Genomic DNA, 22,204 nt, shown 5'->3' on the forward strand with positions numbered 1-22,204 from the left:
ATGTCTGGGCCGCATGCTTGTTTGTGGCGCGCGGACAAGCTACATCCCATAGGTACCCTTTGGGTCTATGACGCAGCTGCATCTGGGAACCTTATGCTCAAAACCCTCTTTGCCGAATTCAAACGCCGTGAAAGAACGTGGAAAAAAGGGTTTGGAATGGACATTTCCACGCCCGAGGGACGGCGAGCTGCCCGGCTTCACAACAATCTTGTAGACCACGCATATGTGCGTCGCGTGCTGCCCAATCGCTATCAGCTGTCGCCCGATGCGTGGCGGTCTAACCAGCCCGATCCAGTGCATTTCCCTGCGCTTCAAAAGGCTGGGATCAAGACTGTTATCAACCTGCGCGGCGAGGATGTTTATTCTTACTACCTGTTCGAGGCCGAAGCCTGTGCCGACTATGGGATGGCTTTGATCAACCACCCTCTCAAAGCCCGGCATTTGAAAGAACCAGAACGCTATCTAGAGCTTCTGGACATCATGGACCGGGCCGAGAAGCCGTTTTTGATCCACTGCAAGTCCGGTGCGGACCGGACTGGGCTGGCCGCGGCACTGTATCTGCTGGACCAATGTGGCGCGACGCTGAGCAAAGCGCGTGCACAACTGTCCTTGAAATACGCGCATCAACGCTGGTCTCGCGCGGGTGTTCTGGATGCCATGCTTGAAGCTTATGCCGACCACCATCGGGACGATCCGATATCCATTCGCGATTGGCTGGCAAATCACTATGATCCCGAGGCGATCACCGAAGCCTTCAATGCCAAACGGAAGACGTCATGAGTTCTAAACCCGACCGTACTGACCACAAGGAAATGATCCTCTGGCTGTGGAAAGGCTATATGCGCGCCTATCGGCTGCCATTGGCTTTGGCGATGCTCTTGATGCTGGCAGAAGGTCTGGCGTTGGGGGGGCTGAGCTATATGATCAAACCCATGTTCGACGTGGCGTTTTCGTCGGGGGATACCGGGTCGATTGTCTGGGTTGCCGTGGCTGTCGCGGGCGTTTTCATTGTCCGCGCCTTTTCAGCCTTTGGCCATCGGATCTTGATGGTTCATGTGGGTCAGCGCGTCGCTGCGAAGCTGCAATCTGACATGGTGGCGCATATGCTGCGGTTGGACAGCAGCTATTTTCGCGACAATTCACCCGGGACGCTGATGGAACGTGTGCGCGGGGACGCACAAGCCATTGCAACGATTTGGGAAGTCGTGCTGGCCGCCGTGGCCCGCGACGTAATTTCGGTCCTGGCGCTTTTGGGCGTGGCCATGTCAATCGACTGGCTGTGGGTGCTGATTGCCATCGCGGCGGCACCGATCCTGACGTATCCCATGGGCATTTTGCAAAAACGTGTCCGCAAGACGACAACCGACAGCCGGGCGGCGGCGGCGCAGATCTCGACCCGGTTGGACGAGATTTTTCACGGCATCAACTCGATCAAACTTTCAGGAACCGAACGGCACGAACAATCCCGTGTGGACCGCGAGATCGACGTGTTTGCCCGCACACATTTGCAAAGTCAGGCCAATCAAGGTGGCATCGTGGCTCTGGTGGATATCATCGCGGCGATCAGCTTTTTCGGCGTGCTGGTCTATGGCGGGATCCAGATCAATGCAGGCGTCAAAACAGTGGGTGAATTCATGAGCTTTTTCACCGCCATGGCGCTGGTCTTTGACCCCTTACGCAAGCTGGGCAAGGTGTCGGGCGGTTGGCAGGCGGCATTGGCCAGCCTGACACGGATCCGCGACGTGTTCGCCCAGCGCCCGACCATTTTGACACCCGCCACCCCTGCGGCCCTGCCGACCCAATCCAACAAGGCCGATATCGTCCTGAAGGACGTAAACTTTGCCTATGGCGACACGCCCATTCTTCGCAATGCCAGCTTCACCGCCGAAGCCGGAAAAACCACCGCGCTGGTGGGGGCCTCCGGTGCAGGGAAGAGTACGGTGTTCAACCTGCTGACGCGCTTGGCCGATGCAAAATCGGGCGAGGTTTCCATCGGCGGGGCGGACGTCACGTCGCTGCCCTTAGACCAGTTGCGCGGGCTCTTTTCGGTCGTCAGCCAAGAGGCTTTGCTGTTTGACGAAACGCTGCGCGACAACATTCTGATGGGGCGCGAAGGCGTAGACGAAGCGACCATGAAACATGCGCTGGACACAGCCCATGTGGCCGATTTCCTGCCGCGTCTTGAAAACGGGTTGGACAGCGCCGCGGGGCCTCGTGGATCGAACCTGTCTGGCGGGCAGCGCCAGCGGGTTGCCATTGCGCGTGCCGTGTTGAGGGACGCGCCGGTTCTGCTCTTGGACGAGGCAACTTCGGCCTTGGACACCAAGTCCGAGAAGCTGGTGCAACAGGCGTTGGATGCGCTGTCCAAGGGCCGGACCACGCTGGTCATCGCCCACCGCCTGTCCACTGTGCGGGACGCCGACAGGATCGTGGTAATGGATCAAGGCCGCGTGGTTGATCAGGGCACCCATGACGAATTGTTAGAACGCGGGGGCCTGTATGCACAGCTTTATAACTTGCAGTTTCAGGATGGAGGCAAACCCGCCGAACCCCAAACAGGTCGTAAGAAACGCAAACTTGCCCTGCCCAATGAACAAGAAGAGCCGCCTCGCTGGTCGCTTCGTGGCATTCTGTCGGGCGGCTTGTGGCGCAAGCGCGGCTGACCCCTTTTCGCAGCGCGCTTGGACCCTATATTGGATCGGCGCGACAGGAGACCTTTATGACCGACCGAACCGTTCTGAAAATCACCGGCAGTGACCGCGAGAGCTTTCTGCAAGGGCTGGTGTCCAATGATCTGAAAGGGTTGAAGGATGGACTGGTCTATGCGGCCATTCTTACCCCACAGGGCAAATATTTGGCCGACTTCCTGTTGGTCCCGGCCGAGGACGCAATTTTGGTCGATGTTGCCGGCACCATCGCCAAGCCCTTGCTGCAGCGCCTATCCATGTACAAATTGCGCGCTGATGTTAGGATCGAGGCCACTGATATCGTACCCGCCCGTGGGCTGGGGGACGCCCCCGAAGGCGCCTTTGCCGATCCGCGCCATACGGCGCTGGGGTGGCGCGCCTATGACGGGCGTGATGGCGACGCGGGCGTCGATTGGGACGCCATTCGCGTGACCCATTGCATCCCGGAAACCGGGATCGAGTTGACCGGCGACAGCTATTTGCTTGAGGTCGGGTTCGAACGGCTGAACGGCGTGGATTTCCGCAAGGGCTGTTATGTGGGCCAAGAAGTGACCGCGCGCATGAAGCACAAGACCGAGTTGAAGAAGGGTCTGGCGACTGTATCAGTTGAAGGGAAAGCCCCTGTCGGCACCCCCATTACGCGGGATGGAAAACCTGTTGGGACTTTGTTCACTCAATCAGGTGATCAGGCGATTGCCTATCTGCGGTTTGATCGGGCTGGGCCGGACATGCAGGCCGGGGACGCTGTGGTCAGCTGGGAAGGGTAAGGGGCGCTGCCCCGCATGATTTTCCTGCAGAAATACATGCTCCCCCGGGATACTTAGGACAAGAAAAAACAGCTCAGGCGTGGCGCCATTTTCCGTGGCCGATGCCATCGAGCGTATAGGCCCCAACACCATAGCGGATCAGACGCAGGGTTGGGTGGCCGACAGCGGCAGTCATGCGGCGGACTTGGCGGTTTTTGCCTTCGGTGATCTTCAACTCGATCCAGCAATCGGGGATGGATTTGCGCACCCGGATCGGAGGCTCACGCATCCACAACCCGGCGGGTTCGTCCATCAGGCGCGCTTTGGCGGGACGTGTGTATCCGTCTTTCAGTTCGACCCCATCGCGCAGGGCTTGCAGAGCAGCTTCGTCGGGTAACCCCTCGACCTGCACCCAGTATGTTTTTGCAAGTTTATGCTTCGGGTTTGCAATTTTGGCTTGCAACTTTCCGTCATCTGTCAGCACCAACAGCCCCTCGCTGTCGCGATCTAAACGCCCCGCAGCATAGACCCCAGGCACGTCGATATAGTCCGACAAAGTCTGACGATCGCTGCCTTCATTGCCTTTGTCGGTGAACTGCGACAGCACATTGAAGGGTTTGTTGAAAAGGATTGTTGTCATAACAGGGCCTGCGAAAAAGGGCAGAGCCTGCGCCCTGCCCTTTTGGGATTTTGCCGGGACGCTTAGGCGCGCTCGGAATATTCCATTGTTTCGGTGTTAACCACGATGGCTTCCCCCTGCCCAACAAAGGGCGGTACGGTGATGCGCACGCCATTGTCCAGAAGCGCGGGCTTGAAGCTGTTGGCAGCGGTCTGGCCTTTGACGACCGGCTCGGTTTCTTCGATGACACAGGTCACTTTCTGCGGCAAAGTCGCGTTCAGGGCCTCGGTCTCGTAGAACTCGACCACGATGGTCATGCCGTCTTGCAAGAAGGGGCGGCGTTCGCCCAGAAGGTCCGCGGGGATCTGGTTCTGCTCATAGGTCTCGGTGTCCATGAAGATCAGCATGCCGTCATCTTCATAAAGGAATTGCTGGTCTTTCTGTTCCAGACGCACACGCTCGACCTTGTCCGCAGAACGGAAGCGTTCGTTCAGCTTCGAGCCATTGCGCAGGTTCTTCAGCTCGACCTGAGCAAAAGCGCCGCCTTTACCGGGTTTTACGTGATCCACTTTCACAGCGGCCCACAGGCCGTCATTGTGTTCAAGCACGTTTCCGGGGCGAATTTCGTTTCCGTTGATTTTGGGCATATCCTGAAACCTTCTCAAAAGGTTGAAATCTCTTGGCCCGACCCTATATCTTGCGGGCTTGCATGTGGCAAGCGCAGGTGAAACGGCCAAAATGTAACAGCTATGCGACAGGTGCATGGCTGCCATGTGATTCAGGGGATACCGAATCACGCGGAAAAAGCCATATTGGCCGCTACGCCAGAAACCGCAAGAGCAATAATAAAGGACGACCATGCTGGACTCCGTAGACGGTACCGCTTTCAACAACGAACAAGGCAACCGCGCGCGCAAGCTTTTCGCTGCCGTCGTGCTGGCCGCTTTGGACGACGCCATTGCTGACGATAAAAAATACGGCAACGGCCCCGATCAGATCGCCCGCTGGGCCCGGTCGCGCGATGGGCGCGAGGTGTTGAGCTGTGCAGGCATCGACCCGAACGAACGCGTCGTAAGTGGCTTGATGGACTTCGTGTCCAAAGGCATCCGCACCTCGGTGGCACTGAGCCGCGAGGAAAGCGAGCGTCGCAACGCCGCAACGGCGGAAGCCGCGTAAGCGCGACAGAAGAACATTCCAAGAAATGCGCGTCCCATATGGGGCGCGTTTTTCGTTTCAGCCCCGCCCCATGTCGGATGGGGGCTAGGCTGCGCACCGAAAAGCGCCTAAGTCAGGGGCATGACGAAGGCGATTATGATCCAGGGCGCGGGCTCGAATGTTGGAAAGTCTTTGCTGGTTGCAGGGATTGCAAGGGCGGCAGTGAAACGGGGGCTAAACGTGGCCCCATTCAAACCGCAAAACATGTCGAACAACGCAGCCGTCACCGTGGATGGGGGCGAGATCGGGCGCGCGCAGGCCTTGCAAGCGCGGGCCTGTGGGCTTGATCCGATCGTGGACATGAACCCGGTTCTGCTGAAGCCCGAGACCGACACGGGCGCGCAGGTGATCGTTCAGGGCAAACGTTTTGCCACCATGAAGGCGCGCGACTATGGCAAAGCAAAGGCTGATCTGCTGCCGCGCGTGCTCGACAGCTTCCACCGTCTGGGCGCGGGCCGAGATCTGGTGCTGGTTGAAGGTGCGGGCAGCCCGGCCGAGGTTAATCTGCGCAAAGGCGACATTGCCAATATGGGCTTCGCCGAGGCCGCCGATCTGCCGGTCGTTCTGGCGGGTGACATTGATCGGGGCGGCGTGATTGCACAATTGGTGGGCACGCATGCCGTTTTGCCCGACGAGGATCGTGCGCGGATCAAGGCGTTTCTGGTCAACAAATTTCGCGGTGATCCGACGCTGTTTGCCGATGGCGCTGCCGAAATCTCCCGCCTGACAGGGTGGCACGACCTGGGCACCCTGCCCTGGTTCGCCGACGCGTGGCGGCTTCCGGCCGAGGATGTGATGGACATTGCAACCCGCAAGGGCGGCACGTTTAAGATCGCGGTACCTCGATTAAATCGCATCGCCAATTTCGACGATCTAGACCCGCTGGTGAACGAACCGGATGTGACGGTCGAGATCGTTGAACCCGGACGCCCCCTGCCCGGCGACGCAGACCTTGTGCTGATCCCCGGATCAAAATCCACCATCGCCGATCTGGCGGATTTCAGGGCGCAAGGTTGGGACATCGACCTGACCGCCCATATCCGGCGCAAAGGCCACGTTCTGGGCATCTGCGGCGGCTATCAAATGCTAGGGCGCGAGATCATTGATGCAGGCGGGCTTGAAGGCCCGGCAGACCGTGTGGCGGGTCTTGGGCATCTGGATGTCGTGACACATCTGGAGCCGCGCAAAACGCTTGCCCTGACGCGGGCCACGCATCTGCCATCAGGCGAAGCGGTCGAGGGGTACGAGATCCATTTGGGGCGCACAGAAGGCCAAGATTGCAGTGCCGCGTGGTTATCCGTTGGGGATCGCCCCGAGGGCGCTAGTAGCGCAGATGGGCGCATTCAGGGGTGTTATCTGCACGGGTTGTTCGCAGCAGACGGTTTTCGGCGGCATTTCCTAAGCGGGTTGGGCGCGCAGGTATCCGAGGTCAGTTTTAACGCGCAGATCGAGACCAGCTTGGACGCGCTGGCAGATCACCTTGAAGCTCATCTGGATATCGACGCCCTGCTTGCGCTGGCGAACTAGCGCGCGGTCGCGCCTTAGTCTTCGAACTTTTCAAGCGACAGCGCGCGGGTCACTTCGCGGCGCACCATACGACGCACGGCTTGGGTGATCTTCACGCCGATCTCACCTTTCAGTTCTTCGCGGACAATGCGCGAGACGATTTCCTGCAAATGGGCTTCGTCGATAAAATCAGCATCGTCGTCGACAATCTCGGCCATCGGGACGTCTTCCACGTCAACGCTGGGAACAGTCGGTTCGGCGTCTTCGTTTACCGCGTCAACAATCAGTTCGTCTGCGGCAACGTCTGTGGCCAGATCTTCAACACTGGCGGCACCCAGATCAGGGGTAATTTCTTCGTCGGCAGGGGCAGTACTGTCCTGATCGGTGTCCGTAAGCATGGGCGCGGTGTCCAGCTGGGCGGGACTGTCTTCGACGGTTTCCTCTGTCGCGGCGAGTTCTGTCGCCTCTGTGCTTAGCTCATCGGCGGTTTCAGGCGTAGAAGCGGGTTCGACAACCTCGGCTGCAATCGGCTCGGCCTCATGCTCGGATTCGGCAAGCGGTTCAGAAGCCTCAGCGTCCTGCTCGGCCTCTTCTGCGGCGCGGTTCAAGCGTTCATGCAGGAACGCAACCTGTGCGGTTTCCCCCAGCGCGGCGCTGTCCCAATTATCCTCGAAATCCACCTGAGAATCTGCGGCAGGCAACGGCATATCTGCCCCGCTTTGCAGACCCGACTCGACCGTATCTACTTCAAGGGGCAGATCAATCGGTGAAAGCCCCAAAGTGTCTTCCATTTCAGGAACCTCAGCGACGTCAACGACGTCTTCGGATTCGGCAAGCGTTTCGGGTGCCACGTCGGTCGCGGGTTCTTGCTCCAGCTTTTCGACCGGAATGTCACGGCCCGTGCTGAACTGCGAGGCGTCCGCGTCTTGATCAGCATCCGAGGTGTCCGCCCGATCGCCTTCAAAAACGCGGAATGCAGGCGTCAGGATCAGCTTGTTATCGACCGGAGCCTCGGAATCACCACCGTCATTCTGATCAGATTGACCGGCAGAAATAAGACGACGGATCGAGGACAGCACATCTTCGATATCTGCATTCGAAACCGGATCTGACATAAGGCACTTCCTGTACTACTGCGACACGTAACCGGATTCCCGGCCTGTTTCGTATCAGACTAGCCAGTTCAGTCTCACCAGACAACAGGCAGACATGGAAACGCGGCGCGACGAGGTAAATCGCACACGCCGCGCGTAAGATGCCGAAGTTGCTTTATTTCTTGCCCAAAGCCTCGAGAATCAGGTCCAGACGCTCGCCCTGTGGGCTGACTTGACGGATCGGAGCAGATTTGACGGCATTGTAGTAGGCCTCGGGGTCATAGGTGGCGACGCCCAGATTCAGATGCTCGACCGTCAGCAGACCCATCGACGACAACAGCGAATAAACCGCAAGATACTGATTCGACTGCGCTGTAATGCGGGCCGCTTCGGCGTCCAAAAGCTCTTGCTCTGCGTTCAGCACGTCCAGCGTGGTGCGCGAACCCAAGGCGGCCTCTTCCCGCGCGCCGCGCAGGGCCACTCGGCTGGCACGGATCTGACGGTCGGTCGCCTGAAGCGAAGCCGACGCGATGGACAGCTGCGCCCATGCGTTTGCAACGCCCTGATCCACCGCAATGCGGGTCTGGTGCAGCACGGCGCGTGCCGAGTCGATCTGAGCCAAGGCTTTACGATACTCGGCAGACTTAAGACCGCCGGAATAGATATCGCCCTGCAAAGCGATGCCGACGCTGGTGTTTGTATTGTCCGAGCTGGAAGACGCAGAAGACCGGTCCACCCAAGTTGTGCTTGCCGACCCAACCAATGAAGGCTTCATCGACGCTTTCGAGATTTCAGCAGCCAGTTCTGTTGCGCGCACGTTGTGTTGTGCGGCCAGCAGATCGGGGTGACGGTCGCGCGCAATGGCTTTCGCGGCTTCCAGAGTTTTCGCTGTCATCGGGAAACTGGGGGGCGCAGACAACGCACCCGGCAGGTGGCCGGTGGCGGCGCGGTATTCTTCACGCGCAATCGCAAGCGAGCCCTGTGCCGAAGCTTCGCTTGAGCGTGCGGCGGCAAGGCGGGCCTGCGCCAATGCGACGTCGGTCTGTGTAACCTCGCCCACTTCGAAACGATCATTGGCGGCGCGCAGTTCCTGCGTCAGAACGCGTACCGAGTTGGCTTGCAGCTGAGCGTTTTCGATCGCCGAGCGGACATCCAAAAACGCGCTGACTGCGCGCAGAAGCACCTGCTGCTCCACCCCAACAAGGCTGTCACGGGTGGCCAGAACGGCTTCTTTCTGGGCTTCAACCGCCATTTTTCCGCGGCCGAAATTGAACAGCAGAACCGAGGCGGTCAAATTCGCCGAAGTCCGCCAGTAGTCATCTCCAGAAACGACAGTCGTCGGGTCTATCCAATTTCGTTGGAGAGTATAGCTGAGTACGGGACGTAGATTGGCCTGCGCTATGGCGACATCTTCATCTGCGGCCCGCAACACGGCTTGATTCTGCTCCAAAAGCCCACTGTGTTTGTAAGCCGATGCCATCGCATCCGACAGGCTTTCGGCGGTGGCCGCAGGCGCGGCGACAAACGCGCAGGCGGCTGCGATAGCCAGCCCCGTCAGCTTCGATTTGAACCCAGTTCGCATGTTACTCTCTTGCCTCTCAGATCAGTGCGGGCTTGGCCCGTCGTATTAAAGCGCAAATTCGCGCGGAGCTTCGAACCCAGAAACAACCGGGGCACCGGCGCTGAACTTCGGGCGCCAGACCATGTCTCCATCAATCTTATACCCGATTTTGACAGTGCCCAACATCCCCTCGGCAAAGATGCAGGCAATGCGCCCGCCGTCTTTCAGTTGTTCAAGCAGGGCCGCAGGCACAGTTTCCACCGCACCCTGCACCATAATCACATCATAGGGACCGTTCTTTTCGTTACCCTCGGCCAGCGGACCGGCAACCACGGCTACGTTATCCACACCCTGCGCCGACAGAATACCCTGCGCTTCGTTGGCGCGGTCTTCTGTCTCTTCCACGGCGATGACGAAATCAGCCAAGCGCGCCAGAACGGCAGCGCTATAGCCCAGTCCACAGCCCAGATCCAACACCAGCTCGTCCGGTTGCACATTCAGTGCATCGAGCATCTTGGCCAGCGTGCGTGGCTCGAGCATGACGCGTCCATCGTCCAGATCGATGTTTTCACCCACATAGGCGGCCTCGCGCATACCGTCTGGCACATATTCTTCGCGTGCGACGGTCAGCATTGCATCAATGATCGGGAATTTAGTCACATCCGAAGGACGCACCTGCGTGTCGACCATCATGGTGCGGCGGGCAGCGAAATCTGTCATGGCGGGCCTATGTTTCTGAGGTCTTTATCTTCTCTTGCCACAGTTAGGCCTGTAGCTGCAATCCTGCAAGGTGGTCAGGCTGCTTTGATCACGCGATCAGGTGTTTTCTGAAACCTGTGCCGCAAAATCACACATCCAACCGCGAAACCGGGCTGGACATCCCCCCAAGACCCGCGCTAGAGAACCCCCACACCACGGATGGCGAGTTGGCGGAGTGGTGACGCAGCGGATTGCAAATCCGTGTACACCGGTTCGATTCCGGTACTCGCCTCCATCGTATTTTTCAGGCTACATATCAGGTTCATAGGCACTTGGAGTATTCCAAGGAGGATACAAGTGCCAGATCGCGCTGGAACCGATCATCAGATCCACGCGTTCGCCTATCCCAAGGACGGGGTCTTGCGCCGCACACCACGCCCCATGGATGTTTGCACAAATCGAATATCTACCAGGGGTTTACTTGAAGCGAAAAATAATCGCTTTTTGCCTGTATTTTGAAATGAAGCATGTTGGCGGATTGGTCACCATCGGCAATGGTTAACCTTAGTTAACCAATACTACGTGTTTGTAACGATCACATTCAGCAGCAGCGTCAATATTAAGGACATGGGATGGAGAAGCAGAGGATCGCCGTGATCGGCGGCGGCGTGGGGGCCATGACGGCCATCTATGCGATCACACAGACCGCGGATTGGGATAAGAAATACGACATCACCGTCTATCAACTTGGATGGCGGACCGGTGGCAAGGGCGCCAGCGGGCGCAACGCCGAGTTTGGTCAACGGATTGAAGAACACGGGCTGCATGTCTGGGCCGGGTTCTATCAAAACGCCTTTCGCAATATGCGCCGCTGCTATGAGCAATTGGTCGAACTGGGTTTGCGCAAGGAAAGCGACCCTCTGGGCACGATGGACAAGGCGTTCAAGCCGCTGTCGCATCTGTTCCTGGCCGAGAACGTCCCGACGGATGATCCAGATGGAAACCCGTGGCGCCCGTGGGTGATTGACCTGCCCAAAAATGACGAGGTGCCGGGGGAGGAAACCAAGGTGCCTTCGCCCTTCGAGATGATGACACGTATCTTGGAAATCATGCTGGAGTTCTTGCGGCGGGGCGAGCTTGAGGGCGGCGCGGACGGCCCTCTTGGGATCGAGGTGCCGGACGGCCTACTGGGCCGTCACGAACGCATCCTGTCTCATCTGAAGGCACTGCCGGGCGCTGGTCTTCCCGCTGGGCCTCACAACTCGGATCTGCTGCTTGAAATCATCGAAGACGCGCAGGCCGAGGTGCACAGCCAGCAAACCCCGGATAACATGGCGCGCGACAGTGTGCGCCGGGGGTTGAACCTTTTGGACATCGGCTTGGGCTATATGCATGGGGTTGTCAGCTCGGACACGTTCACCAACGGTTATGATGTGCTGGACCAGTGGGAGTTTTCCGACTGGCTGCGTATGAACGGCGTCAGCGATCAGGCGCTGAAATGGGTGTCGATCCGGGGCTGCTATGACTTTGTGTTTGGCTTCCCACTGGGCAATACGGAACGTCAAGGCGACACTGGTGCAGGCACCGCATTACGTGCCATGACACGACTGATCTTCACCTATTCCGGGGCGATCTTCCACAAGATGCAAGCCGGGATGGGGGACGCGATCTTTGGACCGTATTATCAAGTTCTGAACAAGCTAGGCGTGAAGTTCGAATTCTTCAACGCCGCGCGCAACCTGCATCTGGACGAGGACCGGACCCATATCGAACGCATCAGCATGGTGAGGCAGGCCAAGGTGAAATCCGGCACTTATAATCCACTGGTAGACGTGGACGGCCTGCCCTGCTGGCCGTCGGAGCCGCTGTGGGATCAACTGGAAGACGGTGCAGCCCTGAAAGACAGCGGCATTAATTTCGAAAGCGAACGCACGCCGCCCACAGGCGAGGCTTATACCCTGAAACGGGGCGAGGATTTCGACCTTGTGATCCTTGGCGCGTCCATCGGGTCACTGCCTTACATGTCACAAGAGCTGTCCATCGCGTCTGAACGCTGGCGCAATATGCTTGATCGGGTCAAAACGGTATCGACCCATGCGATGCAGCTTTGGATGAACAAGACGCCCAAGCAGATGGGATGGGAAAAACTGGTCAAAGCGCATAACTCGCAAAAGTCGCTGCCCCCCTCGCCTATGCGGACTGTCATCACCGGGTTTGCCGAACCGTTGGACACATGGGCCGACATGTCCCACCTGATCCCGCACGAGGATTGGGGTGCGAAAAAGCCAAAATCCATCGCCTATTTCTGCTCGCCCGCACCAGATGGCGAAGACATTCACGAGTTCCGCGACAGCTTTGGGCGCTGGATGGATAAGGATTTGGTCAAGCTCTGGCCCGGCGCGGAAAAGGACGGCAAGTTTGATCGCAGCTTGCTGCACGAAGGTGACAAGGCCGGGATCTATTCCCGCGTGAACATGTTCGGGTCCGAGCGCTATGTGCTGTCGGTGACGAACAGCGTCTATCACCGGTTGGCACCATCGCAGAGCGGCTTTGCCAATCTGTATCTGGCGGGCGACTGGACGCGCTGCGGATTGAACGCAGGCTGCGTCGAGGGCGCGACCATGTCCGGGATCGCCTGCGCATCGGCGGTCACAGGCGAGAAACTTCTGAATGTCGGAGCCGAAGACATCGCCCGCGAAGAAACCGTGTCGGAAAAGGCGATGTTCCAGACGAACTCGGTCTCGGGCACGAAATGGCCGCTGACGCCGTTCTTTGCACGGGGCGAGATGACAGGTGTCTTCATCTTCTATGAAGTGCCACGTGCCGAAGTGCAGGCCATGCTGCCACCGGGGATCGAGCTGGGACCAAGTCCTTTGACCCGGCCGGGCTTCCACCCTGTCGGTATGTCCTTCTGCAGCTACCACAATGTTCGTGGCTCGTTCGTGCCAGACTTCTTGGCAATGTCGCCTTATGGCGAAGCCACCTTTGCCATCCCCTATACCCGCACCGCAGAAGCACGACAGGCGCCGCTTCTGTATCCGCGCAGATTGTATGTAAACAGCAAGTCGGCGATCATGGCGGGCAAGGTGTTCTATGCGATGCCGAAGGTCTGGTCTGACATCAAGCTGGAAAACACCCGCTTCACGGCCACCGGACCCCGCGGCATGAAAATGCAGGCCACGTTCCAACAGCATTTGGACCCCGACCCCCTGCCCGGCCACCCGGCACAAGGAGCGATCTCGAACCTGCTGAACATGACCTTCGTCACGCGCAATGCCTCGGGCCGGTTGTTTTACAATGCATTCGATCTTCAACTGGACCGCGCTTATGTTGCACCAGTTTCTGCCCAGATCGAGGTTAAAGACCCGGATCCTAACGGTTTTCCAACAACATCGTTTGACGCCGCGCCCCTACAGTTGCAAACTGGAGAACGCCTTCCCGGTGCATTCCGGGTCTGGTGTTCATGGGCGATGACCAATCCGCTGGACAGCAAGCGAGTTCGGCACGCGGCCATGGCAAGGGAGTGGGTACGTCAAAGGTCGATGAGGTAAAGATGAACGCTAGGAACTGTATGTCCTGCGCGGAGCCGTTACAGCCGGGCGCGCGGTTTTGCAGCTTTTGCGGAACCGAGGTTGCTGCGCTGGACGACAACCCGGATCTTCGCATCCTGACCATTCAGTTCATTGACCTCGTGGGCTCGACCGCATTTGCGAACTCGACCGAGCTTGAGACCTATGACGACACCATCGCTGCCTTCCACAAGCAGGTTAATGAAACGGTCGAGACTTATCGCGGTCGCGTGTTGCAGCGCTATGGCGACGGGGTGCTGTCTTGTTTCGGGCTATCCCATGACGGCGAGGATTCGGCGCTGTCGGCCATCGCGTCGGGCCTGTCCATCGCCAAGGCAATCCCAGAACGCGTGAACGGGTTGCAGGTGCGGGTCGGGATCGACACCGGTCAGATCATGTGTCGCGTGGGCCAGCAGGGGACTTTGTTTCCGCAACTGACCGGGCTGCACGTCAACCGCGCTGCGCGCTTGCAAGAACAGGCACAGGCGGGCGGAGTTGTGATTTCGGGCCAAACGAAGTCCTTTCTGTCGCGGCTGGCGCGGCTCGATGAAGCTTCGCGCGATACGCGGCAATTGAAAGGCATCGACGAGCCTGTCGAGCTTATCGAAGTGACCGGGTTTCACTTTCAGGAAGATCACACCGAGAAAACGGAGCTGTTGGAGCGCGACAAGGAACTTGCTTTATTGCAAGGAGACCACCGCGCCTATGCGCTGATCGGCCCGGCAGGTATTGGCAAGTCCGTCCTGCTCGAGGCTTTTAGCCGGACCCAGAAAAACGCTGGCACCATCCGGATCGACGCCCGTGCGAACCTTCAGCAATCGGCACTGTTCCCGGTCGCTGAAGCCCTGCGGCGAGAGTTGGATTTGCACGAGAAGTCCACTTTGGCCGATCTGTCGACGCAGTTTCGCTCTATCGGGGTGGCACTAAACGATCAGGACGTCATGGTGATGGCTGGGCTGCTTGGGGTGCAGGCCGCCCTGCCCGTCCTATTGACGCCTGAACAACTGCATTCACGCAGGATCACCCTGGCCACCAGCGCGTTGGCGGGACTGGCGCAAGCCCGTATGGCGGCGCTGACCTTCGACGATCTGCACTGGTTCGACGAAGACACAATCGCTGTGCTGCAAGCCCTGTTGCAAGCCGACGGGACAGCGCCGCGTATTGTGGTCACCAGCCGCCCATCTGAAAAGGTGGATGCCCTGCTGGAATGCACGCCTTTGACTGCGGTTCCTCTGGCCCCTCTGTCGGACGAGGCGGCGATGGACGCTCTGTCCGCCTTTCCCGAATTGGACGAAACAAAGCGCGCACGGATTATCGGTGCCGCTGAAGGCAACCCCTTGTTCCTGTCTGCACTGGCAACGCATGCGCGTCAGTTTGGGGAAGAAGATGGCTCGCAACAACTGCCCCAAACGATCGAGGCCACCTTTCAGGCCATCATCAACGGCTTTGGCGCATTGCGCGACGTGATCCAATGCGCGTCGATTCTTGGGCGCGATTTCCACCCTGCACGCGTGGCACATCTGCTGCCGGATCGCCCGAACTTAGAAGATGAATTGCGGGTGCTAACCATCCGCGGGATCTTCAACCCTTATAGAGACGAAGACCTATTCTTCGACCATATTCTACTGCGCGATGCTGCATACGAGATGATCCCCGGCAAACGTCGCCGCGCGCTGCACAAATGTTTTGCCGACGCCATGCAGGCCCATGACCCGGCCTATTGCGCCGCCTTCCCGCACCTGATCGCGGATCACCGCATGGCCGCACGTGACCATGAAAACCTTCCGGCAGCCTGTATGGCAGCGGGCATTCACATGCTGATGGCGGTGAATTTTGACCAGTCTATGACCTATTTAGATCACGCGCGCGCGAATATGGAAGATCAGGCCGCGCCCGAACAGGTGTCACGCCCCGAGTACTTGCCGGTCCTGTCACTTCTGGCCAGTGCGACCGTGCAACGCATGGGCTTTTCACACCCTGTCGTTCTGGAACGCTATCAGCTTTTGGAAGACGCGATTGCCTTTGCGCAAGGCACCGACCGCATGCGCATGACCGCTTTGTATGGTCTATTCGCCCACCGTATCATTAGCGGTCGTGTGCGCGAAAGCGGCGAGTATGTTGAGATGATGGAGAAGCTGGCGCGCGACGGCGATGACGAGCTGAAAGTCATCTGGCTGGTGAACGAAACCGCCCATGCGCTCTATGCAGGCGAGTTTGACGAGGCGGCTGAGCGCAGTGCGCAGTTGAAAGCGCTTTATCGTACCGAAGATCACGGGCGCCTGTTCCTTGAACTTGGCGCAGATCCTTTGGCATCAGTCCTGTCGGCGGATGCCCATGTGCTAAGCCGCAAGGGCGACCTGAGCGGAGCCTTGGCCGCTATGACACAAGCACAAGAGCATCTCAATGCCATCGGTGCCGTGGCGCAAATCCCGTGGATCCACATTTTCGGAGGGCAAGCCCTGTTGGCCGGAGGTCACTTGGATCTGGCCGCCAAGGAAATTCAGACCGGGGTCGAAATTGCCGACGAACAACAGGCACAGTTCTGGTCATTGATTGGACGCGTCTGGATAACGATTCTAAAGATTTATCAGGGCGATACGGCAGAGACGCCTGCAATGTTGGAAATGCTGATCCAGCAGGCCAGCATGATTGGGGCCGACCTGAACGCCCCCTTTTACAAGGCGGCGCTGGCGAAAGCGCATTTGACGAACGGCAATGTCGAAACCGCGCAAACATTGTTAGGTCAGGCCGAACATTTGTCTGCGGAAACGGGAGAGCGCGAGTGGGACCACTCCCTCCGCGACATACGGACAGAGCTTTCGCAGCTTTCAGTTGGTGCGTCGGCGCCTCTGGACCTGAGAACCCAGAGCTGACGTAGCGCCTCACCACTCACGGCAGCCAATAATGGCCAAACCATACCCCATCCGTCATCTGACGGGGGAAGACACTTAGGCGTCCCGGAGGCCGGGCCTAATTCTCACTCCAAAACGCCGTCGCCAGCGCCACCCAAAGCGAGCTCCATCTATCTAAGCGTGCTAAAATAACTTTCCCCAAAAGCTTTCAGCGTCTTCCCCTTCTAAATAGCAGGGGGGGCATGACGCAGCTGTGACGTGCGTCACAGGTTTGGAAGAATCCGCTAAATATTCTTCATCTTCAATCTATTGGTGTGACTTTGTAGCAGCCAAGAGGATCGTCACCTTTCGCTAGTTCTTCTAGGCGGTCCTGATCCTCGATTACGACGAAGCCTTTCTCGAAACGGGCAATCCCATCACGCGCCCAAACCTTGAGCTGACGGTTCACATTCTCGCGTGTCAGGCCAGCATAGGCCCCCAGCCAGCTTTGGCTGGCTTTCACAGCCGCCTGCCCCGAATTGGTTCGCACTGAGGTCGACAAAAGCCTTAGCAAACAGGCTGCAAGGCGTGCCTGACCGCTTTGCATGGTTTGTACCTCGAACATCTCGGACGCATTGCGAGCTTTCTGGCATAAGGCTTCAATCACCAGAATTGCACTGTCAGGGTCTTCACGGAACAGCTGAAGCACGTCTCCGCGCTGCACCTCCACCACGTCCATAGGCTCCAGCGCGACCACATCTGCGCTGCGCGGTCCACCGTCCAGACAAGCAATATCGCCCAGAACATCGCCAGCCGTAGCGACGCCCAGAATGGACTTCTGCCCCAGCGCCGTGGTCATGCTGATTTCCGCTTTGCCAGATGAAACGATCATCAGTGTCAGGCCGGGATCTCCGAACCGAAACACCACGTCCTTCTTTTTGAAACTACGGGAACGGCCGCGCAGACGCAGCCGATCCAGCGCCCCGGCGCCAATAGAACTTAGAACCATGAATCCCCCGATAGATGGTTCTCCCAGATTAAGGAAGCTCGCAACAAAATCAACCAAATGCATAACAGGCAATGGATTGTCACAAGCAAGCTCTGCCCATAGAAAAATGCCCCGAGCACATGGGCCGGGGCATTTTCATATTCTAATGTGGTCTGCCTGTCCGCTTAACCGCCGAAATCATCCAGCATGATGTCTTCGCGGTCCACGCCCAGATCCAACAGCATGTTGATCACGGACTGGTTCATGATGGGCGGACCACACATGTAGTACTCGCAGTCTTCGGGGTTCGGGTGGTCCTTCAGATATTCGTCATGCAGAACGTTGTGGATGAAGCCGGTGTAGCCGCCCCAATCGTCCTCGGGCAGTGCATCCGACAGGGCCACGTGCCACGTGAAGTTCGGGAATTCTTCGGCCAGACTGTCGAAGTCCTCGACAAAGAACATCTCTTTCTTCGAGCGCGCCCCGTACCAGAAGGTGATCTTGCGATCCTTGTTTTTCAAACGCTTCAACTGGTCGAAGATGTGGCTACGCATGGGCGCCATACCTGCACCACCGCCGATAAAGACCATTTCCTTCTCGGTCTCGCGAGCGAAGAATTCACCGAACGGGCCCGAAATGGTGACCTTGTCACCCGGCTTCAAATTGAAGATATAGGACGACATCTGACCGGGCGGAATGCCCTGCGCACCTGGCGGCGGCGAGGCCACGCGCACGTTCAGCATGATCAGGCCTTTTTCATCCGGATAGTTTGCCATCGAATAGGCACGTTCGATCGGCTCGGACACAGTGCTTTCGTACTGCCACAGGTTAAACTTATCCCAGTCCTCGTGATACTCTTCGCCGATGTCGAACTCTTTATAGTTCAAATGGTGGGCCGGAGCTTCGATCTGGATGTAGCCACCCGCGCGGAAGTTCACATCTTCGCCTTCCGGTAGCTCAAGAACCAAGTTCTTGATGAAGGTCGCGACGTTGTCGTTGGAACGTACGGTGCATTCCCACTTCTTGACGCCGAAGACCTCTTCCGGGACTTCGATGTTCATGTCCTGCTTCACGGCCACCTGACAAGACAGGCGGTCGCCACAGGCTGCTTCACGCTTGGTGATGTGGCTTTCTTCGGTTGGCAAGATTGACCCGCCACCCGAGTGGATTTTCACACGACACTGAGCACAGGTACCACCACCGCCGCAAGCCGACGGAACGAACAGCTGTTGTTCGGCCAGCGTCTGCAAAAGCTTACCGCCTGCCGGAACCGAGATCGTTTTTTCGCCGTTGATGGTGATGTTCACGTCACCGGTGGACACAAGCTTCGATCGCGCCGCCAGAATGATCGTGACCAGTGCCAAAACGATCAAGGTGAAAAGGATGATGCCAAGGCTAAAGGTTGCCATATCTTTCTTCCCTTACAGTTTCACGCCAGAGAAGGACATGAAGGCCATCGCCATCAATCCCGCTGTGATGAAGGTGATCCCCAGCCCTTGCAGGCCGTCAGGGATGTCCGAGTATTTCAGTTTTTCACGCACACCTGCCATCGCAGTGATGGCCAGCGCCCAGCCAAAGCCTGACGAGATGCCATAAGTCACCGATTCCGCGAAGTCATAGCTACGTTCCACCATGAACAGTGAACCACCAAGGATGGCACAGTTCACCGTGATCAGCGGAAGGAACACACCCAGCGCGTTGTAGAGCGGCGGGAAGTATTTATCCAAAACCATCTCGAGGATCTGAACCAGAGCGGCGATCACACCGATATAGGAAATCAGACCAAGGAAGGTCAGGTCTACATCCGCGAAGCCCGCCCAACTTAGCGCGCCAGGGGCCAGCAGATAGGTCAGGATCAGGTTGTTGGCCGGAACCGTGATCGACTGCACGACCATGACCGAGATGCCCAGACCAATCGCGGTCGAGATCTTCTTCGACACGGCGATGAAGGTACACATGCCAAGGAAGAAGGACAGGGCCAGGTTTTCAACGAAGATCGCCTTCACGGCGAGGGAAAGAAGCGCTTCCATCAGTGAGCCTCGACCGTTTGAATTTTGTATTCACGTTCTTCGACCTGACCGGGTTTCCATGTGCGGAAGGCCCAGATGATCAGACCGATGATGAAGAACGCCGACGGGGGCAGAAGCAGCATGCCGTTGGGGACATACCAGCCACCGTTGTTCACGGTCTCCAGAATGGTGATGCCAAACAGGCTGCCCGAGCCGAACAGCTCGCGGATAACGCCGACCAGCATCAGGATCAGGCCATAGCCCAGCCCGTTGCCAACGCCGTCGATAAAGCTGTCGATGGGGCCGTTCTTCATGGCGAAGGCCTCGGCGCGGCCCATCACGATACAGTTGGTGATGATCAGACCCACGAAAACCGACAGGGTTTTCGAGATCTCGTAAGCAAAGGCTTTCAGCACCTGATCGACCAAGATCACCAGCGAAGCAATGATCACCATCTGAACAATGATCCGGATCGACCCGGGGATCTGGCTGCGGATCATCGAAATGAACAGCGACGCAAATGCCGTCACCAAGGTCACCGCGATGGCCATAACAAAGGCCACCTGAAGTGACGATGTCACCGCAAGCGCCGAACAAATCCCCAGCACCTGCAAGGTGATCGGGTTGTTATCGACCAACGGGTCGATCAGCATCTCTCTGCGTTTATGGGCCATCAGATATCCCCCGCTTTCAGATTTGCCAGGAAGGGAGCATAGCCGCTTTCCCCCATCCAGAAGTTCACAAGGTTGTGCACACCAACCGTCGTCAGGGTCGCCCCTGCAAGCGCGTCGATGTGATACTCGGCACCTGCTGCCGGAACCGCTTTGGTCACGCTGATCTGCAGATCACCGTTTTCATCGGCCAGTTTCTTGCCATTCCAAAGCGACTTCCAACGCGGGTTGTCGACCTCGGCACCCAGACCGGGTGTTTCGGCATGTTCATAGAATTGCAGTGCGAAGATGTCGTTGCCGTTCTCTTCCAGCGCAATGAAACCGTAAAGCGTCGACCACAACCCATAGCCGTGGATCGGCAGAATCACCTTGTCGATCTCGCCCGCATCATCGCGCAGCAGATAAACGGTGACGAACTTGCCTTGACGCACGATGCCCGCCGGGTCGTCATCAAGCGCGACCGAAGTTGCCGGATCGTCCGCAGCGGCGCGGTCGTCAAAGCTGGCCACATCGAACGCGTCGGTGAAGGTGCCCGTTTCGAGTTCCAGAATGCGCGGTTCAAACGCTGCGAAGCTCTCGACCACGTCTTCGTTCGGATCATAGATGCCCGCGACTTGCAGAATGTTGACCTGCTTATCTTTCAGCGCGTTGACCTCTTGCAGCGGACGCAAGGCCACGGCCGCTGCCGACACGATCATCGAGGCGACAAGGCAAAGCGTAACAGCCACGAAAACTGTTTTGCCAACCGAATCGGCAGGCGCATCAAGAAAACGGCGGAAGAGGCCTTTGTTGGTGTTCAGATCGTTATCAGACATGGCGTTTTGCCCTGCGTTTGATGTTGGCCTGGACGACGAAATAGTCGATCAGCGGAGCGAAGACGTTGCCGAACAGGATCGCCAGCATCATGCCTTCCGGGAAAGCCGGGTTGATGACGCGGATCATCACGACCATGAAGCCGATCAGCGCGCCATATATGTAGCGGCCCATGTTGGTGTGTGCGCCGGATACGGGCTCGGTCACCATGAAGACCAGACCGAAGGCGTAGCCACCCAGCACAAGGTGCCAGTACCAAGGCATCGCAAACATCGGGTTAGTGTCAGAGCCAATCCAGTTCAGCAAAAGCGAGAAGCCGATCATCCCGGCCAAACAGCCCACCACCATGCGGTAGTTGGCGATCTTTGTGGCAAGCAGGAAAATCAGACCAAGGATACAAGCCAGGGTCGAGGTTTCGCCCATCGAGCCCGGGATGAAACCATAGAAGCTGTCCCACCAGGTGATGCCGCGTGCGGCCAAGGCCTGTACGCCGTCCGATGCGGACACGGCCAGCGCGGTTGCACCGGTGAAGCCGTCCACTGGCACCCAGACGCTGTCACCCGACAGCTGCGCCGGATAGGCAAAGTACAGGAACGCACGGCCGGTCAGTGCCGGGTTCAAGAAGTTCTTGCCGGTGCCGCCGAAGACCTCTTTGCCGATCACCACACCGAAGATGATGCCCAGCGCCACTTGCCACAAGGGCGTGGTTGCGGGAACGATCAGCGCGTAAAGCATTGAGGAGACAAGGAAACCTTCGTTCACCTCGTGCTTGCGCACGGTGGCGAAGATCACCTCGAAGATGCCACCTGCGACCAGCGTGACGATGTAAATCGGCAGGAAGTACAGCAGCCCGTGCGCCATGTTGGCGAAGGCACTGGCCGGATTAAATCCGATGCCCAGTGCCTCGATGATCGCAGCACGCCAGCCCGAGGGGCCAAACTCGGCAATCGCCATGTTGGTCTGGAAGCCGGTGTTATAAAGCGCCATTAGGATACAGGGGATCGTCGCGATGACCACATAGGTCATGATCCGCTTCATATCCACGTAAGAGCGCGCATGCGGCGCAGCGGTCGTTACCGTCTTTGGCGTATAAAGGAAACTCTCCACCATCTCGTAAATGGGGAAGTATTTTTCCCACTTACCGCCTTTTTCAAAGTTCGGTTCGATCCGATCGAAAAAATTACGCAAGCCCAAAG

The 22,204-nt window shown here is 58.0% G+C and carries 18 protein-coding genes and 1 tRNA gene; 8 read left to right on the forward strand and 11 right to left on the reverse strand.

The annotated features are described in order from the left end of the window. The first annotated feature begins 156 nt into the window (after positions 1-156). From ACXAH3_RS10220 to ygfZ, 3 genes are read left to right on the forward strand one after another with little or no spacing between them, the layout of a single operon-like run. A complete protein-coding gene (locus ACXAH3_RS10220) occupies positions 157-780 on the forward strand; it encodes a tyrosine-protein phosphatase (RefSeq protein ID WP_474861985.1) in 624 nt (207 codons plus the stop codon). Then, on the forward strand, positions 777-2,663 hold the full coding sequence (locus ACXAH3_RS10225; protein ID WP_474861986.1) for an ABC transporter ATP-binding protein: 1,887 nt from the start codon (positions 777-779) through the stop codon (positions 2,661-2,663). Before ACXAH3_RS10220 ends, ACXAH3_RS10225 begins: the two co-directional genes overlap by 4 nt. A 56-nt stretch (positions 2,664-2,719) precedes the next feature. Continuing rightward, a complete protein-coding gene (ygfZ, locus tag ACXAH3_RS10230) occupies positions 2,720-3,454 on the forward strand; it encodes a CAF17-like 4Fe-4S cluster assembly/insertion protein YgfZ (RefSeq protein ID WP_474861987.1) in 735 nt (244 codons plus the stop codon). Between the two features lie 73 nt (positions 3,455-3,527). Here the strand turns inward: ygfZ and ACXAH3_RS10235 are convergent, their stop codons facing one another. Together ACXAH3_RS10235 and efp are read right to left on the reverse strand one after the other, a co-directional pair. Then, a complete protein-coding gene (locus tag ACXAH3_RS10235; RefSeq protein WP_474861988.1) occupies positions 3,528-4,073 on the reverse strand; it encodes an rRNA large subunit pseudouridine synthase E in 546 nt (181 codons plus the stop codon). A gap of 62 nt (positions 4,074-4,135) precedes the next feature. Beyond that, entirely contained in the window at positions 4,136-4,699 is a 564-nt protein-coding gene (gene efp / locus ACXAH3_RS10240; RefSeq protein ID WP_474861989.1) for an elongation factor P, read from the reverse strand. A gap of 211 nt (positions 4,700-4,910) precedes the next feature. On the opposite strand from efp, the gene ACXAH3_RS10245 reads away from it, so the two are divergent. Next, a complete protein-coding gene (locus ACXAH3_RS10245) occupies positions 4,911-5,228 on the forward strand; it encodes a DUF6280 family protein (protein WP_108856960.1) in 318 nt (105 codons plus the stop codon). 120 nt (positions 5,229-5,348) lie between these two features. Beyond that, positions 5,349-6,794, forward strand: a complete 1,446-nt coding sequence (locus ACXAH3_RS10250; protein ID WP_474861990.1) for a cobyric acid synthase — start codon at positions 5,349-5,351, stop codon at positions 6,792-6,794. A gap of 14 nt (positions 6,795-6,808) precedes the next feature. Here ACXAH3_RS10250 and ACXAH3_RS10255 read toward each other — a convergent pair whose 3' ends face one another. The 3 genes from ACXAH3_RS10255 to ACXAH3_RS10265 all read right to left on the reverse strand — a co-directional run bounded on the left by ACXAH3_RS10255 (position 6,809) and on the right by ACXAH3_RS10265 (position 10,148). Beyond that, a complete protein-coding gene (locus ACXAH3_RS10255) occupies positions 6,809-7,888 on the reverse strand; it encodes a hypothetical protein (protein WP_474861991.1) in 1,080 nt (359 codons plus the stop codon). A 154-nt stretch (positions 7,889-8,042) separates the two neighbouring features. After that, a complete protein-coding gene (locus ACXAH3_RS10260; protein ID WP_474861992.1) occupies positions 8,043-9,449 on the reverse strand; it encodes a TolC family outer membrane protein in 1,407 nt (468 codons plus the stop codon). Between the two features lie 45 nt (positions 9,450-9,494). Next, entirely contained in the window at positions 9,495-10,148 is a 654-nt protein-coding gene (locus ACXAH3_RS10265) for a protein-L-isoaspartate O-methyltransferase family protein (protein ID WP_474861993.1), read from the reverse strand. A gap of 200 nt (positions 10,149-10,348) precedes the next feature. On the opposite strand from ACXAH3_RS10265, the gene ACXAH3_RS10270 reads away from it, so the two are divergent. The 3 genes from ACXAH3_RS10270 to ACXAH3_RS10280 all read left to right on the forward strand — a co-directional run bounded on the left by ACXAH3_RS10270 (position 10,349) and on the right by ACXAH3_RS10280 (position 16,569). Further along, positions 10,349-10,422 (forward strand) — tRNA-Cys (locus tag ACXAH3_RS10270). Between the two features lie 337 nt (positions 10,423-10,759). Beyond that, positions 10,760-13,678: an acetoacetate decarboxylase family protein gene (locus ACXAH3_RS10275; protein ID WP_474861994.1), complete on the forward strand. Its 2,919-nt coding sequence runs from the start codon at positions 10,760-10,762 to the stop codon at positions 13,676-13,678. Positions 13,679-13,680: 2 nt separating this feature from the next. Beyond that, positions 13,681-16,569 carry an adenylate/guanylate cyclase domain-containing protein gene (locus ACXAH3_RS10280; RefSeq protein ID WP_474861995.1) on the forward strand — a complete coding sequence of 963 codons (2,889 nt, stop codon included), beginning with the start codon at positions 13,681-13,683 and terminating at the stop codon, positions 16,567-16,569. A 280-nt stretch (positions 16,570-16,849) separates the two neighbouring features. Here ACXAH3_RS10280 and ACXAH3_RS10285 read toward each other — a convergent pair whose 3' ends face one another. The 6 genes from ACXAH3_RS10285 to ACXAH3_RS10310 all read right to left on the reverse strand — a co-directional run bounded on the left by ACXAH3_RS10285 (position 16,850) and on the right by ACXAH3_RS10310 (position 22,202). Next, complete coding sequence (locus ACXAH3_RS10285) at positions 16,850-17,536, reverse strand: Crp/Fnr family transcriptional regulator (RefSeq protein ID WP_474861996.1); 687 nt, start codon at positions 17,534-17,536, stop codon at positions 16,850-16,852. Positions 17,537-17,700: 164 nt separating this feature from the next. Next, positions 17,701-18,924, reverse strand: coding sequence for an NADH:ubiquinone reductase (Na(+)-transporting) subunit F (gene nqrF, locus ACXAH3_RS10290; protein ID WP_474861997.1), 1,224 nt, complete (start codon positions 18,922-18,924; stop codon positions 17,701-17,703). A gap of 12 nt (positions 18,925-18,936) precedes the next feature. After that, positions 18,937-19,545: an NADH:ubiquinone reductase (Na(+)-transporting) subunit E gene (gene nqrE, locus ACXAH3_RS10295; protein WP_108856976.1), complete on the reverse strand. Its 609-nt coding sequence runs from the start codon at positions 19,543-19,545 to the stop codon at positions 18,937-18,939. Then, complete coding sequence (locus tag ACXAH3_RS10300) at positions 19,545-20,198, reverse strand: NADH:ubiquinone reductase (Na(+)-transporting) subunit D (RefSeq protein WP_246936217.1); 654 nt, start codon at positions 20,196-20,198, stop codon at positions 19,545-19,547. Before ACXAH3_RS10300 ends, nqrE begins: the two co-directional genes overlap by 1 nt. Continuing rightward, the gene (locus tag ACXAH3_RS10305) at positions 20,198-21,010 is read right to left on the reverse strand and encodes a Na(+)-translocating NADH-quinone reductase subunit C (protein ID WP_474861998.1); all 813 of its coding nucleotides are present in this window, start codon (positions 21,008-21,010) and stop codon (positions 20,198-20,200) included. Before ACXAH3_RS10305 ends, ACXAH3_RS10300 begins: the two co-directional genes overlap by 1 nt. Then, a complete protein-coding gene (locus ACXAH3_RS10310; protein WP_474861999.1) occupies positions 21,003-22,202 on the reverse strand; it encodes an NADH:ubiquinone reductase (Na(+)-transporting) subunit B in 1,200 nt (399 codons plus the stop codon). Before ACXAH3_RS10310 ends, ACXAH3_RS10305 begins: the two co-directional genes overlap by 8 nt. Positions 22,203-22,204: the final 2 nt, after the last annotated feature.

This window comes from Aliiroseovarius sp. ABM4_368 (genome assembly GCF_056161205.1).